Annotated in this window: 16 protein-coding genes, 1 tRNA gene and 1 pseudogene; 6 read left to right on the forward strand and 12 right to left on the reverse strand. The window is 69.5% G+C overall.

The window, feature by feature from the left end:
• Nucleotides 1-21: 21 nt before the first annotated feature.
• Entirely contained in the window at nt 22-426 is a 405-nt protein-coding gene (locus BJZ21_RS10205; protein ID WP_179663633.1) for a pyridoxamine 5'-phosphate oxidase family protein, read from the forward strand.
• Here the strand turns inward: BJZ21_RS10205 and BJZ21_RS10210 are convergent.
• The gene (locus tag BJZ21_RS10210; RefSeq protein WP_179663634.1) at nt 395-1,801 is read right to left on the reverse strand and encodes an MBL fold metallo-hydrolase; all 1,407 of its coding nucleotides are present in this window, start codon (nt 1,799-1,801) and stop codon (nt 395-397) included. The two genes, BJZ21_RS10205 and BJZ21_RS10210, sit on opposite strands and share 32 nt — an antisense overlap.
• Before the next feature lie 120 nt (nt 1,802-1,921).
• Between BJZ21_RS10210 and BJZ21_RS10215 the strand changes: the two genes are divergently transcribed.
• Nucleotides 1,922-1,995: transfer RNA gene (locus BJZ21_RS10215), tRNA-Pro, on the forward strand.
• A 283-nt stretch (nt 1,996-2,278) separates the two neighbouring features.
• Here the strand turns inward: BJZ21_RS10215 and BJZ21_RS10220 are convergent.
• From BJZ21_RS10220 to BJZ21_RS10235, 4 genes are all read right to left on the reverse strand, one after another.
• The gene (locus tag BJZ21_RS10220) at nt 2,279-3,232 is read right to left on the reverse strand and encodes a formylglycine-generating enzyme family protein (RefSeq protein WP_179663635.1); all 954 of its coding nucleotides are present in this window, start codon (nt 3,230-3,232) and stop codon (nt 2,279-2,281) included.
• Entirely contained in the window at nt 3,229-4,728 is a 1,500-nt protein-coding gene (locus BJZ21_RS10225; RefSeq protein ID WP_179663636.1) for an arylsulfatase, read from the reverse strand. Before BJZ21_RS10225 ends, BJZ21_RS10220 begins: the two co-directional genes overlap by 4 nt.
• A 156-nt stretch (nt 4,729-4,884) precedes the next feature.
• Nucleotides 4,885-6,045 carry a baeRF3 domain-containing protein gene (locus BJZ21_RS10230; protein ID WP_179663637.1) on the reverse strand — a complete coding sequence of 387 codons (1,161 nt, stop codon included), beginning with the start codon at nt 6,043-6,045 and terminating at the stop codon, nt 4,885-4,887.
• A gap of 85 nt (nt 6,046-6,130) precedes the next feature.
• Nucleotides 6,131-7,072, reverse strand: a complete 942-nt coding sequence (locus tag BJZ21_RS10235; RefSeq protein WP_179663638.1) for a TerC/Alx family metal homeostasis membrane protein — start codon at nt 7,070-7,072, stop codon at nt 6,131-6,133.
• Nucleotides 7,073-7,345: 273 nt separating this feature from the next.
• On the opposite strand from BJZ21_RS10235, the gene BJZ21_RS21740 reads away from it, so the two are divergent.
• Complete coding sequence (locus BJZ21_RS21740; protein WP_218851425.1) at nt 7,346-7,660, forward strand: MarR family transcriptional regulator; 315 nt, start codon at nt 7,346-7,348, stop codon at nt 7,658-7,660.
• A gap of 76 nt (nt 7,661-7,736) precedes the next feature.
• On the opposite strand, the gene BJZ21_RS10245 is transcribed toward BJZ21_RS21740, so the two are convergent.
• The 4 genes and pseudogenes from BJZ21_RS10245 to BJZ21_RS10260 form a co-directional block, all read right to left on the reverse strand.
• On the reverse strand, nt 7,737-8,066 hold the full coding sequence (locus BJZ21_RS10245) for a diacylglycerol kinase (protein WP_218851426.1): 330 nt from the start codon (nt 8,064-8,066) through the stop codon (nt 7,737-7,739).
• A 396-nt stretch (nt 8,067-8,462) separates the two neighbouring features.
• Nucleotides 8,463-9,005, reverse strand: a complete 543-nt coding sequence (locus tag BJZ21_RS10250) for an SOUL family heme-binding protein (RefSeq protein ID WP_179663640.1) — start codon at nt 9,003-9,005, stop codon at nt 8,463-8,465.
• A 49-nt stretch (nt 9,006-9,054) separates the two neighbouring features.
• Nucleotides 9,055-9,819: pseudogene (heR, locus tag BJZ21_RS10255) on the reverse strand (heliorhodopsin HeR).
• Between the two features lie 13 nt (nt 9,820-9,832).
• Entirely contained in the window at nt 9,833-10,369 is a 537-nt protein-coding gene (locus tag BJZ21_RS10260; protein WP_179663641.1) for an RNA polymerase sigma factor, read from the reverse strand.
• A gap of 124 nt (nt 10,370-10,493) precedes the next feature.
• Here BJZ21_RS10260 and BJZ21_RS10265 point away from each other — a divergent pair, with 124 nt between their 5' ends.
• Nucleotides 10,494-11,396, forward strand: coding sequence for a MerR family transcriptional regulator (locus BJZ21_RS10265; protein WP_179663642.1), 903 nt, complete (start codon nt 10,494-10,496; stop codon nt 11,394-11,396).
• 54 nt (nt 11,397-11,450) lie between these two features.
• Here the strand turns inward: BJZ21_RS10265 and BJZ21_RS10270 are convergent, their stop codons facing one another.
• Nucleotides 11,451-11,903: a hypothetical protein gene (locus tag BJZ21_RS10270; RefSeq protein ID WP_179663643.1), complete on the reverse strand. Its 453-nt coding sequence runs from the start codon at nt 11,901-11,903 to the stop codon at nt 11,451-11,453.
• A gap of 192 nt (nt 11,904-12,095) precedes the next feature.
• On the opposite strand from BJZ21_RS10270, the gene BJZ21_RS10275 reads away from it, so the two are divergent.
• Nucleotides 12,096-12,695 carry a dihydrofolate reductase family protein gene (locus tag BJZ21_RS10275; protein ID WP_179663644.1) on the forward strand — a complete coding sequence of 200 codons (600 nt, stop codon included), beginning with the start codon at nt 12,096-12,098 and terminating at the stop codon, nt 12,693-12,695.
• A 36-nt stretch (nt 12,696-12,731) separates the two neighbouring features.
• Here the strand turns inward: BJZ21_RS10275 and BJZ21_RS10280 are convergent, their stop codons facing one another.
• The gene (locus BJZ21_RS10280; RefSeq protein ID WP_179663645.1) at nt 12,732-13,298 is read right to left on the reverse strand and encodes a TerD family protein; all 567 of its coding nucleotides are present in this window, start codon (nt 13,296-13,298) and stop codon (nt 12,732-12,734) included.
• Nucleotides 13,299-13,399: 101 nt separating this feature from the next.
• Here BJZ21_RS10280 and BJZ21_RS10285 point away from each other — a divergent pair, with 101 nt between their 5' ends.
• Entirely contained in the window at nt 13,400-13,687 is a 288-nt protein-coding gene (locus BJZ21_RS10285) for a hypothetical protein (RefSeq protein ID WP_179663646.1), read from the forward strand.
• Nucleotides 13,688-13,702: 15 nt separating this feature from the next.
• Here BJZ21_RS10285 and BJZ21_RS10290 read toward each other — a convergent pair whose 3' ends face one another.
• Nucleotides 13,703-13,921, reverse strand: coding sequence for a hypothetical protein (locus BJZ21_RS10290; protein WP_179663647.1), 219 nt, complete (start codon nt 13,919-13,921; stop codon nt 13,703-13,705).
• Nucleotides 13,922-14,006: the final 85 nt, after the last annotated feature.

Below are 14,006 nucleotides of genomic sequence, written 5' to 3' on the forward strand. Positions count from 1 at the left end.
AGCACGCCCGGAGGAACGGCCATGGGCTACCACGACGAGCGCATCACCGTGCTGTCCACCGCGCAGTGCTGGGAGCTGCTGCGCGCCGGCCGGTTCGGTCGGCTCGCCTACCGGCTCGGCACGGAGGTGAACCTCGTGCCGGTGAACTACGGCGTCGACGGGGACACGCTGCTGTTCCGGACCGCCGAGGGCGACAAGCTGCTCGGCGTGGTCATGCACCCCGACGTGGTCTTCGAGATCGACGAGCACGACGGGGAGCAGGCCCACAGCGTGGTGGTCCGCGGTACGGCCCGAAGGCTCGAGGAGGACGAGGAGCACCGTGCCGACGACATCGGCCTGGAGTCCTGGCTCGGGACCGTGAAGTACAACGTGGTCGAGATCCGCCCGGCGTCCCTCAGCGGCCGCGCGTTCCGCTTCGGGGACTGAGCGTCACCCGCTCGCCGTAGCGCGGCACGACCGCGCACCAGCCGAGCTCGTCGACGATGCGGTCGGCCAGCGTCCGGGTCGCGGCCGGCTCGCCGTGCACGACGTACACGTTCTCGGGAGGGGTCGGGGCCCGCCCGAGCCACCGGATCGTCTCGTCGGCGTCGGCGTGCACCGAGAAGTCGTGCACGTCGACCACCTCGGCCCGCACCGGCACGTAGCGCCCGTGCATCTTGAGGGAGCGGGCCCCTTCCTGCAGGGCGCGGCCTCGGGTGCCCACCGCCTGGTAGCCGACCAGCACCACCGTGTTGCGCGGGTCCGGCAGCTGGTCGGCGAGATGGTGCACCACCCGTCCCCCGGTCGCCATCCCGGAAGCAGAGACGACGATGCACGGCTTCCCCGGCCGGTTGAGCCGTCGGGACGCGGCTGCGTCGTGGATGGGGTGCAGGTCCTCGCCCTCGAGCAGCTCGTGCACGCCCCGCACGTCCTCGCGCAGCTGCACCGAGCCCTCGAAGAGGGCCCGCCGGTAGACGGCCAGGGCCGCGAGCGCCATCGGGCTGTCGACGAAGACCGGGACGCGCGGGATCTGCCCGGCCTTCACCAGCCGGCCTAGCTCGAGGATGACCAGCTCGGTGCGGTCGACGGCGAACGCCGGGATCAGCACGCTGCCCCCACGGCCGATGGTCCGCCGGACCGCGCTCGCCAGCACGTCGGGGTCCCGCGGTGGGTGGCGGCGGTCGCCGTACGTCGACTCGACGACCACCACGTCGCACGCGGGCGGGTCCACCGGCGGCCGCAGCAGCGGATGGCCGGTGCGGCCGAGGTCCCCACTGAACAGCACCGACCCGCCGTCGGCCTCCAGACCGACGGTCGAGGAGCCGAGGATGTGGCCGGCGGGCCGCAGCGTGGCCACCATTCCGGCCGCGACCTCGACGGGGTCGTCGAAGGCCGTGGGTCGGATCAGGGGCAGCGTCTTCTCCACATCGGAGCTGTCGTATAACGGCAGCGCGGGTCGGTGCTTGGAGTAGCCCACCTCGTTGGCGTAGCCCGCGTCCTCCTCCTGGAGCCGGGCGCTGTCGCGCAGCACGATCGTCGCGAGCTCGGCGGTGTCCTCGGTGCACACGATCGGTCCGGTGAACCCCTCACGCACCAGCCGCGGCAGGTAGCCGCAGTGGTCGAGGTGCGCGTGGGTGACCACCACCGCGTCGACCGTCGCCGGGTCGACCGGGAGCGGCTCCCAGTTGCGGTGCCGCAGGTCGGCGAGCCCCTGGTAGAGGCCGCAGTCGACGAGGACCCGGGCGTCGTCGTGCTCGACCAGGAACCGGCTGCCGGTCACGGTGCCGGTCGCACCCAGGAAGGTGAGAGAAGGGCTGGGCATGGGCCATGGTCGTCTGACGCGACGCCTGTGGTTCAGGGGCTTTGGTCATCGCAGCCGAGCCCGATTCCGGATCCGTGGCGGCCTGCGATAGTGTTCCCCCGGCCTTCCACGGAAGGCCTTCGGGCTGTGGCGCAGCTTGGTAGCGCACTTGACTGGGGGTCAAGGGGTCGCAGGTTCAAATCCTGTCAGCCCGACCGAAGAAAACCGCCTCTGACCTGCGAACACGCGGGACAGAGGCGGTTTTGCATGACGGCTCAACGGTCGGTTTGCTCCGGCGTCCGCCCGATTTGCCAGTGGCCGTCACACGGATAGTGGCTCACGTCCCCGTACGGCTCAGCAGCGGCATCGCCACCAGCTCGGCGTCATGCGCCAACTTCCGACCGCACCGGTACCACGCCAGCAGCTCGGCCGCACTGCCGGCGCGTTGATCGCGAAGTGAGTGCGCAGTGTGCGCACACGAGAGTGACTGCGGTGGTCTCAGGCACCCGGCGCCTGGTGGCGCACGCACCGGAAGCCGACGTGGCTCATGCCGGTGTCGACCATCTGCGGCCGACGCGCCGCCGGTCGGTAGCGCAGGCAGTAGGAGTCGGCGCACAGGTGGGAGCCGCCCTTGATCACCTTGCGTCCGACCCGAAACTGCGGCTGCCGGGCGTCGTAACTCGCCTCGACGTCGCCGCCGCGCGGGTTGTCCGGCACGCAGCAGGGCGACGCCGCGTCCTCGGGGTGGCGGCTGGTCCACCAGTCGTCGGTCCACTCCCAGACGTTGCCGGCCATGTCGTGGAGTCCGAAGCCGTTCGGCGGGAAGCTGCCGACGGGCGAGGTGCGGGTGTAACCGCTCTCCTTGGTGCTCCGCCACGGGAAGTCCGGGCCGTCCCAGGTGTTCGCCATGATCCGACCGCCAGGGCGTGCCTCGTCTCCCCAGGTGAACGCCATGCCCTCGAGGCCGCCGCGAGCGGCGTACTCCCACTCGGCCTCGGTCGGCAGGTCGAGTCCGGCCCAGTCGACGAACGCCCGGGCATCCTCGTGGGCGACGTGTACCACCGGGTGGTCCGGACGTCGCTTGACCGAGCTGCCGGGTCCCTCCGGCGCGCTCCAGGAGGCGCCGGGGGTCCACGTCCACCACTGGCTGAGGTGCCGCAGGTCGACCGGTCCGGTGGTGGGCGTGAAGACCAGTGAGCCCGGGACCAGGTTCTGGGCCGGCGCGCCCGGGAAGTCGGTGGGGTCGACCGGTCGCTCGGCGACGGTGACGTGGCCGGTGGCCCGGACGAACTCCGCGAAGCGCGCGTTGGTGACCGGGACCGCCTCGATCGAGAACGCATCGACCCTCACCCGGTGGGTCGGCGCCTCCTCCGGGTAGTGGGCGTCGGAGCCCATCAGGAACGTCCCTCCCGGAAGGTGGACGAGCCCCGGCGCGGTCCCGGTCACGGTCATGCGCTGGGCAGACCCTGCTGCAGCTTCTCGAGGACCTGCTCCAGGCCGAAGCTGGCCGGTTTCTGCCGCGGCGGGAACTCGGCCAGGGTCTGCATCATCTGCATGACGAACGCCTGGGCGGGCAGCACCAGGAACGCGTGGTCGAGCAGCCAGTCGTAGTAGGTGTTCGAGGTGATGTTCGCGCGCTCGTACGGGTCGGTACGCAGGTTGAAGACCAGCGGGACCCGAAGCTCGGTGAACGGCTCGGCCCAGATGCGCAGCGTGCCTTCACAGCGCTGCTCCTTGAACACCAGCTTCCAGTTGTCGTAGCGCACCGCGGTCAGATCTCCGTCATCGGAGACGTAGAAGAAGAACGAACGCGGGCTCTGGTCCACCACACCGGTCAGGTAGGGCAGCTGGTTGTGACCGTCGAGGTGCACCTTGTACGTCGTTGCCCCGAGTTCGGCGCGGCCTCTCAGTTGCTCGGCGATGTCGGGCACCCCCGCGGCCGCGAGGAAGGTCGGGAACCAGTCGTTGTGAGCGAAGATGCCGTTGAGGACCGTGCCCGCCGCAATGCGTCCCGGCCAGCGGACGACCGCCGGCACGCGGTAGGCCCCCTCCCAGTTGGTGTTCTTCTCACCTCGGAACGGAGTCGTCCCGGCATCGGGCCAGGAGTTGGTGTGGGGACCGTTGTCGGTGGAGTAGACGACGATGGTGTTCTCGGCGATCCCCAGCTCGTCGACAAGATCGAGCAGCTCACCGACCTGCTTGTCGTGGTCGATCATCACGTCGTGGTACTCCGACTGCCACCGCCCCGCCTGCCCCTTGCTCTCAGGCTTCACGTGCGTGCGGAAGTGCATGTGCGTGGAGTTGAACCAGACGAAGAAGGGCTGATCGGCCGCCGCCTTGTCGCGCATGAAGCCGGAGGCAGCGGCGACGAACTCGTCGTCCACGGTCTCCATCCGCTTCTTCGTGAGCGGCCCGGTGTCCTCGATCCGTTGCGTACCGTCGCCGTTCGCCCAGGAGTGGACGACGCCGCGCGGACCGAACCTCTCCTTGAACTGCGGGAAGTCAGCAGGGGCGGGGTAATCGTCGAGCTCGGGCTCCTCCTCGGCGTTGAGGTGGTAGAGGTTGCCGAAGAACTCGTCGAAGCCGTGCATGGTCGGCAGGAACTCGTCCTTGTCCCCGAGGTGGTTCTTGCCGAACTGACCCGTCGCATACCCGTGCGCCCTCAGGGCGGTAGCGATCGTCGGGTCCTCGGCGCGGAGCCCGATGTCGGCACCCGGGAAGCCGACCTTGGTGAGGCCGGTGCGGATCGGGTTCTGGCCGCAGATGAACGCCGCCCGACCGGCAGTGCAGCTCTGCTCACCGTAGTAGTCGGTGAAGAGCGCACCCTCCTCGGCGATCCGGTCGATGTTCGGCGTCCGGTAGCCCATCAGCCCCTGGCTGTAGCAGCTCAGGTTGCTGATCCCGATGTCGTCGCCCCAGATCGCCAGGATGTTGGGTTGCTCGGCCATCGACGCTCCTCACCGGGCCACCGGAGGGTCTGGACCATGCGACGGTAGGTGCCGGCGGGCCTCATGGGCCTCACCCGGCGCGGATGACTTTGGGCCGGAGGAACTGCGACCGAGTCATGAGGTCGGTCCATTCCCGTCATGAGCTCGGGGTCGATGTCAGCCTGGGGGAATTCGCGGACCTGGTCCACCGGCGGCATCCGAGGGCCGACTGAGCGACGCCACCCGGCCGCGTGCTGCCAGGTCTCCGTTGTCCACCAGCGCGAGCTGCCCCCCTCGCATGATGACCAGTTCCATGAGGTCGTCCACCAGATCGTGCACGACCGGCGCCACCGATCGAGGACGGGGTCCCGGAGCCGGAACTGCGTAGTCCTCGGGCCGGCCAGGGCTGATGAAGTCCTGTTCGACGAGCAGCATGGCGGGGGCCCGCCGGTGCACGGCCTGCCAGCAGGCGGCCATCCCGCTGGCGACGTCACCCGGACGCGAAGCCAGGGCGTTGCGCAGCTGGCTCAGAGCCTCCTCGCGGCGGGACCGGAGGTAGTGCTCCACGACCTCCGATGAAGCTCGCGCCAGGTCGAGCCCCGTCTCGACCCGAGCGGGCGGGATGCGTCCGGCGAGCCGGTTGAGGTTGCGGCTGAGGGCGCTGAACCGGTCGACCACATGGGGGGACCCGCCCAGGACCAGTGGGCTCGGGTGCTCGGCGCGGTAGCGGCCGAGCAGGTGGTCGACTGCGCGTAGGAAGCCATCGACCAGGTCTGCCACGGCCTCCTCGACATCCCCGTGGCCCTGTTGAGGCACCCTGACGGGGCTGGGCCCCTGGAACGAGTCTCGAGACCAGACGAGCCGGAGCCCTCCGTCGGCCCCTTGGTACAGGTGGGCGCAGGTCGGGTGCAGGAGCAGCAGGACATGTGGCGGCGTCCGATGCAGGGTGGTGACCAGGGGACGGGTGGCGAAGGTGTGCTCCACCACGGCGCGGGCCGTGACCGGCATCGACAGCCAGAAGGTCCGGCTCACCGCCAGGCTCACATAGATCGCCACCGCCCGGTCGGTGGGCTGGCCGGCGACTTGCTGCACCCGGCTGGCGAGCTTGCGCATCAGGCGGGCGCGCGCAGGGACCCCGTGCTCGCGCAGCTGCCGGTCCACGTCCTCGACGAGGCCGTGCAGCCGTTCCGCGTCTGGAGACGTCATCCGTGGCCCTGGGTCGGTCGGCATCAGGACCGAGATGCAGGGGTACGCGGCGGTGACAGTCAGGTCCGCAACGTCGCGGGGCCTGACCTGGTGGAGCCGGCGCGCGGTGGCGGGGGCGTCGAAGCTGTTCATGTGGTGGTTCCTTCCGGTGAGTAGGTTGAGATCGGAGGGCGGGTCGAAGCGGCGTGGCCCTGGGGCCGCCCCGGCAATAGCCCGGTCAAGCCGCTTCTCGACGTCGACCACCGCCTGACCGGTCTCGGGTTGCCCGCAGGCTCAGCCCGATGGCTACGGCGAGGATGGTGGCGATCCCCGCCAGGGACAGCCAGATCGGCACCTTCCACACATCCAGGAGCAGCATCTTCACGCCGACCAGGACGAGGATCGCGGCGAGACCGGCCTTGAGATAGACGAACCGGTGGATGAGATCGGCGAGCAGGAAGTACATCGCCCGGAGTCCGAGGATGGCGAACGCGTTGCTGGTGAACACCAGGAAGGGCTCCTGGGTGACCGCGAAGATGGCGGGGATGGAGTCGACTGCGAAGATGATGTCGGTGGTCTCGACGAGCACCAACACGGTGAACAGCGGGGTCGCGACCCAGTGTCCCGCCTTCCTCACCCAGAACTTCTGACCGTGGTACTCCTCGGTGCTGGGCACTCGGCGGCGGACCAGCCGCAGGACGGGGTTGCGGGAGGGGTCCATCTCCTGGTTGCGGTGGGTGAACATCTTCCAGCCCGTGAACACCAGGAAGGCGCCGAAGAGGTAGAGCACCCAGGCGAACTGCTCGATGACGACAGCGCCACCCGCGATGAAGACCGCCCGGAACACCAGTGCGCCGAGCACCCCGTAGAACAGGACCCGGTGCTGGTACTCCCGGGGCACCGCGAAGTAGCTGAAGATCAGCGCGAAGACGAAGACGTTGTCGACCGCCAGCGACTTCTCGATGAGATAGCCAGCGAAGTACTCACCACCCGCCTGGGAGCCGTAGGCCCACCACACCACACCACCGAAGGCGAGGCCAAGGGAGACCCAGACCGCCGTCCAGGCGGCCGCCTCCCTGACGGAGACGACGTGCGCGGTGCGATGGGCCAGCAGGTCCACCACCAGCATGACGAGAATGACTGCGAGGACCGCCGCCCAGGCCCACAGGGGAACATCCACGACTACCTCCGGTGCCCGCTCCCGCGAGCCGTCGGAGGTCTCCCCCACCGCCTACGCGGCCGACGCACCGGACCGGACACTGCCGGCCGAACTGACGGTGACGCCGAATCCGGGGTACTCCCCTCTTCGCGATCCAGTATTCACGAACAATGGTTCGTATGTCAACCTCCGACCCGTCCGGGGCGGGTGGAGAGCGGGTCATCTGGCGACCACAAGATCGACACGGTCATCATCCTGCTTCCTACGAAGCCGAACTCACGTAGCATCCTTCATGTGAATGGCGGCCAATGGACCTTCCTGTCCAACCACGGGCACGTGTTGGTCTCGCTTGCCCGGGATCCGGACACCCGCACGCGCGATGTGGCAGAAGCGGTCGGGATCACCGAGCGGGCCGTGCAGCAGCTCGTCCACGACCTGGTGGAGCAGGGATACGTCGAGAAGACGAAGGTGGGCAGGCGAAACCGCTACACCGTCGTCCGAGGGGCCCATCTCCGGCACCAAGAGGTTTCTCGCGTCACCCTGGGTGAGTTACTGGATCTGCTGGTGCCGACAACCCCTGCTCGTTCGCGGCGGTCCTCGAAGAAGTAATGGCTCCAGTCTCGGACCGTGCTCAGGATCGCTCTGCCTCTCGCGCACTCGGCCGGGTCGGCCTCTTCCCCAGTAGTCAATGGGGGTCGAGCAGCTGAACACCCTCATAAGCCACGACCACCAACCAGACCAGGATGCTGACCCCGACGGCCGCAGCCGCAACATCCTTGATCGCGCCGATTCGCTCGTCAGGACCTGTCTCCATGAAGTCACACACGCCCTCCACGGCACTGTTGAACAACTCCGCCGTCAACACCACCCCGGTGGCCAGGACGATCACCACGAAGTCGACCCACCGCTGGAGGGCCGCCGCCCCCACGACGAGCACCAGGGACAACACCACCTTGTAGGCCACCGAGAAGTCGTGGCGGACCGCGAAGCTCAGACCGGCGAAGACCACCTTCACCTTACGAACGGGGTGGTATCCCGGGCTGTTTGTGTCCGTGAACTTATTGCGCATCAGACCTCAACCCCTGAGCGCATGGGCGCACGTGCCACCTGACCCGGCCGAGAGCTCAGGCTCGCCGAGTTGCGCCGCAGCACGCTGGCACGGGGGTTCCACCGCATGCCGTCCGCCGGACACCAGCGGGCCGCCGGGCCGTCACATCGCGGTGCCCCACGACCACGATCACTCTGCGGTGAGCTCGCACCTCACCCACCTCCCATACCCAACGGTCCCCTCGGTGCTCGCCATGCTTCTGGTCGGTACCCGCGTCCGGCAGGGTCGAAGGTCGGGTAGGCGGTCCCAGGATCGGCACATGCAACCGCGGGGCGCCGGCCCGGGAGAAGCATCTCGTCATGCTCAACGCTTCCCTTGAGCCCGACCAGGTCCGGGTGCCACCGGGACCACGACCTCATTCCTTCGCAGGAACCACGGCGTCCAGGGCGGGTCGAAACGCGCATACCGAGGGGCACCGACCACATCCAGACCGGCAGAGTCCAAGGCGGCGAGCAGTTGCTCGGTCCGCTTCTCGAAGGAGCGGCGCGACCAGCGTCCGGAGAAACGCACCGCGGCGGCGGTCTCGGCCGGCACCCGGCGGGTGTGCACCTTGGAGTCCACTGGATCTGGGAGGTCCTCGGCGCTGACATCGGCGGGCATCACGAAACCCACGACGTACCGACGGCTGTGGGGATCCTGCTCCTGCACGACGGGTGCGGTCATGGCCATCTTGCGCGAAGACCGGTTGTGACCGCCGATGTAGCGGGCGAGCCTGGGAAACGCAACGTTTCCCGCCAGCTCGAAGGCGCCGCCGACCTCGGTCTCGGCGACGAGGTGATCGGGATAGCGACGCAGCTCGAAGTCGGGATACTTCTCGAGCACCACATACGGCTGCTGCTCGGTCATCTGAGCCCCCAGTCCCGTTCCTTCTCCAGGTCACCCTTCACCGTGGCGGTCACGAAGCCAAGGTGCCGGCGAAGATCTGCCAGGCCAGGGCGGACTTGGCGGTGAGACTCAGCAGGATGTAGACCTTCTCACCGAACAGATAGTCCCGCCAGGGCCCCTTGGCGCGGTACTGCAGCCACTAGTTGAGGGCGAAGACGTTGAAGAAGACGAACAACGACACGAAGATCCCGTAGACGAACCCGGGAGGCGATGCCGAGGACGTAGAGCCCGGCGACAGCAGGTACACCGTGATGGCCAGCCACGGGACCACGCCGGCCACGCACCCGAAGCCGAACGGCAGCCAGCCGCCGCTGCCCGGGTGCTCGTAGCGCTCCTGCAGCCAGCCGAACAAGATCATGGCGGCGTTCACGCCGAACAGGGCCACCAGCGCCGCCACGTCGGAGATGCCGACGAGTTGCGCGATCAGGACGATCATCAGCGACGAGGAGAGCGAGTACTCGACCCACCGGGCCGGGTTGCGCTGACGGCCCAGATCCGCGACGTATCGCTGCCACCACGCGGTGCAGACAAGGAGGTGCGCCAGCGCGGAGAGCGCCAGGAACCCCGCGACCGCGAGCCCGGTGGGGATGTCGAAGAGCACCACGGGGTCCTCCGCCGGCGTACCCGGCGGCCCGGCCATGTAGCTCGCGGTCACCGGCAGAGTGAAGTCGGTCGCGAGCGCGAGCACCGCGCCGGCCTGGGCCGCATGGAGCACGGCTGCGCCCACGTTGGCCCTGCGCAGAGGCGAGGTGTGGCCGGCAGCTGGCTCGTTCATGGAGGCGTCCCCGTCACCCGCAGGTCCCGGTTGCGCCCGGATCCAGGCGCCCCAGCTCTCGCAGGCCGGCCGTCAGCAGGTCGGCCACTGCGCAAGGCGGTACATCGAGCAGGGCCGCCGCCTCCCGGTGGGTGAGCCTGCCGAACACGCACAACGCCAGGCTCGCGCGCTGGAGCCGCGCGAGCCGGCTCACCCACACCATCACCGGCGGCAGCAGCACCGGGCCGGACGTCTCGTCGGCGAACTCCTCGGCGTGCCAGTACACGTGGCGAACCAGGCACAGCCGAGTCTCCTGGGTCGACACGCCACGAATCGAGCGGGCGAGGTCGCCCATCGCGAGCCTCACGGCCTCGGCAGCGGCCACCTCGTTCCCGAGGAGCGCGCACGCGAGCGCGTAGGCAGACCCCCCGTGCCGGTCCCACAGGTCCTCAAGCTCCCGCCTGGTGAGCGTGCTCTCGGGTGCGCTCTCGGTCTCGGTGCGTGAAGCGATCTGTGCTCTTCGGAACTCGGCCTCAGCGGCCCGACCGGGTCCCTGCGCTGTCAGTGCCATTCCCGACCGTCCCTCTCCCTGACCGTTGGCTGTCCTGCGCCATCGGACCTGCTGGGCTACAACCCAACTCTGCATGGCGCATAGGGTTTGCACAAGGTATGGCGGACACTAGCCTGTACAAACTATGTACACGATCAAGCAGGCTTCCCGGCTCACCGGTGTATCCCAGGCGTCCCTGCGCGCCTGGGAGAGGCGCTACGGCGTGGTCGTACCGCAGCGGAACGAGTCGGGGTACCGCCTCTACGACGAGGAGGCCGTGTCGGCCCTCTCGACGATGCGACGGCTTGTGGACGACGGCTGGTCGCCGGCGGAGGCTGCCGACGCGGTTCGCAGAGGAACGGCCCCTGCCGTCCGGGACGAGGTGGCCGGTCGTGAGACCTCCGACGGTCTCCACCAATCCAACGCGGTCACCTGCATGCAACGGTTCCTGTCCTCGGCAGCACAGATGGACACAGCGGGAATCGAGGAGAGCCTTGATGGAGGTTTCGCGCTCGGATCGTTCGAGCACGTGGTCGACTCGTGGCTGTTCCCCACCCTCGAGGCACTCGGCGAGGGCTGGGCGCGCGGCGAGATCGACATTGCTGGGGAGCACGCGGCCAGCCACGCGGTCCAACGACGACTCTCGGCCGCGTTCGACGCGGCCGGCAGCAGGTCCAGAGGACCGGCGGTCGTGGTCGGCCTGCCCTCGGGCAGCCAGCACGACCTCGGCGCCCTGGCGTTTGCCACCGCGATCCGCAGGAGGGGCATGGACGTCCTCTACCTCGGCGCGAATGTGCCGGTGAGCAGCTGGGAGGCGGCGGTCCGTAGCCGCGAAGCCAAAGCGGCGGTCTTGTCTGTCGTCACTCCCGAGGACCGCCCGGCCGCGGTTGCGGTGGCCGAGAGGCTGCTCAGCCAGGCCCCTGTTCCGGTCGTGTGCGCCGGTGGAGCATCCGCGGCGAACCTTGCTGGTGGAGTCCAGACGCTGGCATCGAGCATCGGGTCAGCAGCCTGGGAGCTCGACCAGCACGTGCACCGAACCGATGACTAGTCCATGCGGTCTGTCACCCGGGAGGGCTTCCGTCGCTCTCGGGCTCGGCCAGGGTCACTCGGGATTGCGCCACGACGCGAGGTCGTCGCGCTGCGTGCGCAGCACGGCCGGGGTCTCGGCGAAGGTGGAGTTGATCTCGGGGAGCATCCGGATCTGGAAGTCCAGGGCCTCGAGTGCGAGCCGGCGGTCGTCCTCGCCGAGGTGACCGACCAGCCGGAGCAGGACGAAGGCGGCGCTCGTGATGAACCCCGCCGTCTCGATCCCGTCCACGCCGGTCATGGGGCCGGCGCAGGCGGCGACCTCGGACGGGTCGCACTCCAGCACGGTGGCCAGGGTGCTGGTCGGTCCCAGCTCATCGCGTCGGCCGGTCCAGGTGGCCAGCAGATCCGAGCCCTCGTCGCTCCCGAACGGGGCCAGGTCGTCGCCCGCGTCGTCGTACAACGGGTCCGTGAAGTGCGCGGCGAACGCGGGCACCGGCTCGGACAGCCCCTCGAAGTCCTCGGTCACGGTCGACTCCCCCTGGTCATCGGCTTCACATGCGGTCGGTCGGATCCGTCACCGACCGGACCCATGCGTCCCGCACCCTACCGGGGCGCGCGGACTCGGCGACGGCCTTGAACGCGGGCGGCACGTGCGGGTGCGATGAATCGGATGCCCACGTCGGGTCTGTCCTCGTGACACACGGGACCAGGAGGAGCCATGGGCAGGGTCATCGCATCCATCACCACGTCCGTCGACGGCTACGTCACCGGGCCGGACGACGGCCCGGGGCGCGGGCTGGGACGTGGCGGCGAGCGGCTGCACCACTGGGTGATGGGCGGCAAGTGGACCTACGAGGGCGGCCACGACTTCGCGATGCACGGCCCCGACAAGGAGTTCTACGACGAGCTCGTCTCGACGGTGCGGGCCGGCGTGATCGGCCGGGGCATGTACGACGCGGCCGGGGCGTGGGGAGGCACCAACCCGTTCCCCGGCACCCTCTGCGTGCTCACCCACCGCCTCGAGGACCAGCCGCCGGCCGAGAGCGGCTTCCGGTTCGTCGGTGACCTCGACACCGCCCTCGCCGAGGCGTCAGCGGCGGCCGGGTCCGGCGACGTCGCCATCGGTGGCGGCGCCGACGTCATCCGGCAGGCACTCGCGGCGGGACGGATCGACGAGCTGGCGATCTCGACGGCGCCGGTGATCCTCGGCGCCGGCAAGCGGCTCTTCGAGGGGTTCGACCACGACGTGGACCTGGAGGTGGCCGGGGTCTACAGCTCGCCGTACGCCACCCACGTGCGCTACACGGTCAGCAAGTAGCGCCGAGCGCGTCGTGAACCGACGGCACCGCCCCGGTCACAGGTACGGTCGCAGCGCCTCGACCGACTCGGTGGGGACCTTGGCCGGGATGCCCCGACCGATGGCGCGGAGCCGCCAGTGCTCGCCGTCGCGGCGCAGCCTGGCCATCACCAGCCCGGTGTCGGGGACTCCCCCGGTCAGGGTGAACCGGGCCAGCTCGGTCCCCTGCTCGTCGACCAGGCGGCACCAGGCGTTGGCGATCCACTCCAGGGTGTGCCCCTGGTAGCTGCTCACCATCAGCATGAGGGAGTCGACGCGCGGGTAGACACGGGCCAGGTCCAGCTCGAGGGCCTCGTCGTCGCCCTCGCCGCTGCCGCTCAGGTTGTCGCCCAGGTGCACCACGGCTCCGTCGCGGGTCCGCAGGTTGTTGTAGAAGGCGAGGTCGAAGAGCTGCTCTCCCGCGAACTCGACCACCGAGGCGTCGAGGTCGACGTCGGGCGCGCCGGTGCCGATGAAGCCGGCGGTCCGGGCCTTGTCCCACCCCAGCCCCAGCCTCAGCCGGGTCAGCGGGCGGCCCTCCGGGTCGACCAGATCGATCTCCTGGCCACTGGTCAGCTGGTCCACGCTCGCCTCCTCCGTCACGCCCCCGCCACGACGTGTCGACCCTACCGCGGAGCCTTGAGACCAAGTCGAACAAATGTTCGATCCGGTGGCACAATGAGGGAATGGCCGGCGGGATGAACAAGCGCGGGAGCTACGGCCCGATGGCCGAGCGGGTCGCCGCCGGCCGCGCGCCCGCTCCGGGAGCGCCGCCGCCGGCGCCCGCGGCGGCTCCCCCGGTCCGGCCCTGCTGGGTCACCGACAGCCGGGGCCGGCTCCCGGGCCTGCTGCTCGAATGGCGACAGCGCCCCGACGGCTGGCACGGTCGCGTCGTGCACCCGGTCGAGGACGACGCCCACGCGTGGGTGGTCGTCGAGGAGTGGCTGCCCGCCGGGCTCCTGGACCCGGCATGACCCGCGGGCGGGCGCTCAGGCCATCTCGGAGACGCGGCGGATCAGGTCCAGGCTCGGGAAGGTGTCGCCCTGCACCTTGTCCAGCAGCACCCGGCAGTACGCCGCCCGCTGCTCGTCGTCGGCCATCTCCTCGATCAGGTCCATCATCGTGGCGGACGGGTAGGGATCGTTCTCGACCTTGCTCAGCAGCGCGTCGAACAGCTGGGTGCGCACGTCGTCCTCGTCGGTGGCCATCGGGTCTCCTCTTCTCGCGGGTCGAGTAGGCCCTTACCCAGGCCGACCCGCCCCGATGCCCCGCGGGTCCCCGCCGGTCATCGAA

This window comes from Nocardioides panaciterrulae, assembly GCF_013409645.1.
Taxonomy (GTDB): Bacteria; Actinomycetota; Actinomycetes; order Propionibacteriales; family Nocardioidaceae; genus Nocardioides; species Nocardioides panaciterrulae.

Coding starts and splice junctions, on each gene's coding strand:
- BJZ21_RS10205 (WP_179663633.1), top strand. CDS start 22: ATGGGCTACCACGACGAGCGCATCACCGTGCTGTCCACCGCGCAGTGC.
- BJZ21_RS10210 (WP_179663634.1), bottom strand. CDS start 1,801: ATGCCCAGCCCTTCTCTCACCTTCCTGGGTGCGACCGGCACCGTGACC.
- BJZ21_RS10220 (WP_179663635.1), bottom strand. CDS start 3,232: ATGACCGTGACCGGGACCGCGCCGGGGCTCGTCCACCTTCCGGGAGGG.
- BJZ21_RS10225 (WP_179663636.1), bottom strand. CDS start 4,728: ATGGCCGAGCAACCCAACATCCTGGCGATCTGGGGCGACGACATCGGG.
- BJZ21_RS10230 (WP_179663637.1), bottom strand. CDS start 6,045: ATGAACAGCTTCGACGCCCCCGCCACCGCGCGCCGGCTCCACCAGGTC.
- BJZ21_RS10250 (WP_179663640.1), bottom strand. CDS start 9,005: ATGACCGAGCAGCAGCCGTATGTGGTGCTCGAGAAGTATCCCGACTTC.
- BJZ21_RS10260 (WP_179663641.1), bottom strand. CDS start 10,369: ATGGCACTGACAGCGCAGGGACCCGGTCGGGCCGCTGAGGCCGAGTTC.
- BJZ21_RS10265 (WP_179663642.1), top strand. CDS start 10,494: ATGTACACGATCAAGCAGGCTTCCCGGCTCACCGGTGTATCCCAGGCG.
- BJZ21_RS10275 (WP_179663644.1), top strand. CDS start 12,096: ATGGGCAGGGTCATCGCATCCATCACCACGTCCGTCGACGGCTACGTC.
- BJZ21_RS10285 (WP_179663646.1), top strand. CDS start 13,400: ATGGCCGGCGGGATGAACAAGCGCGGGAGCTACGGCCCGATGGCCGAG.
- BJZ21_RS10290 (WP_179663647.1), bottom strand. CDS start 13,921: ATGGCCACCGACGAGGACGACGTGCGCACCCAGCTGTTCGACGCGCTG.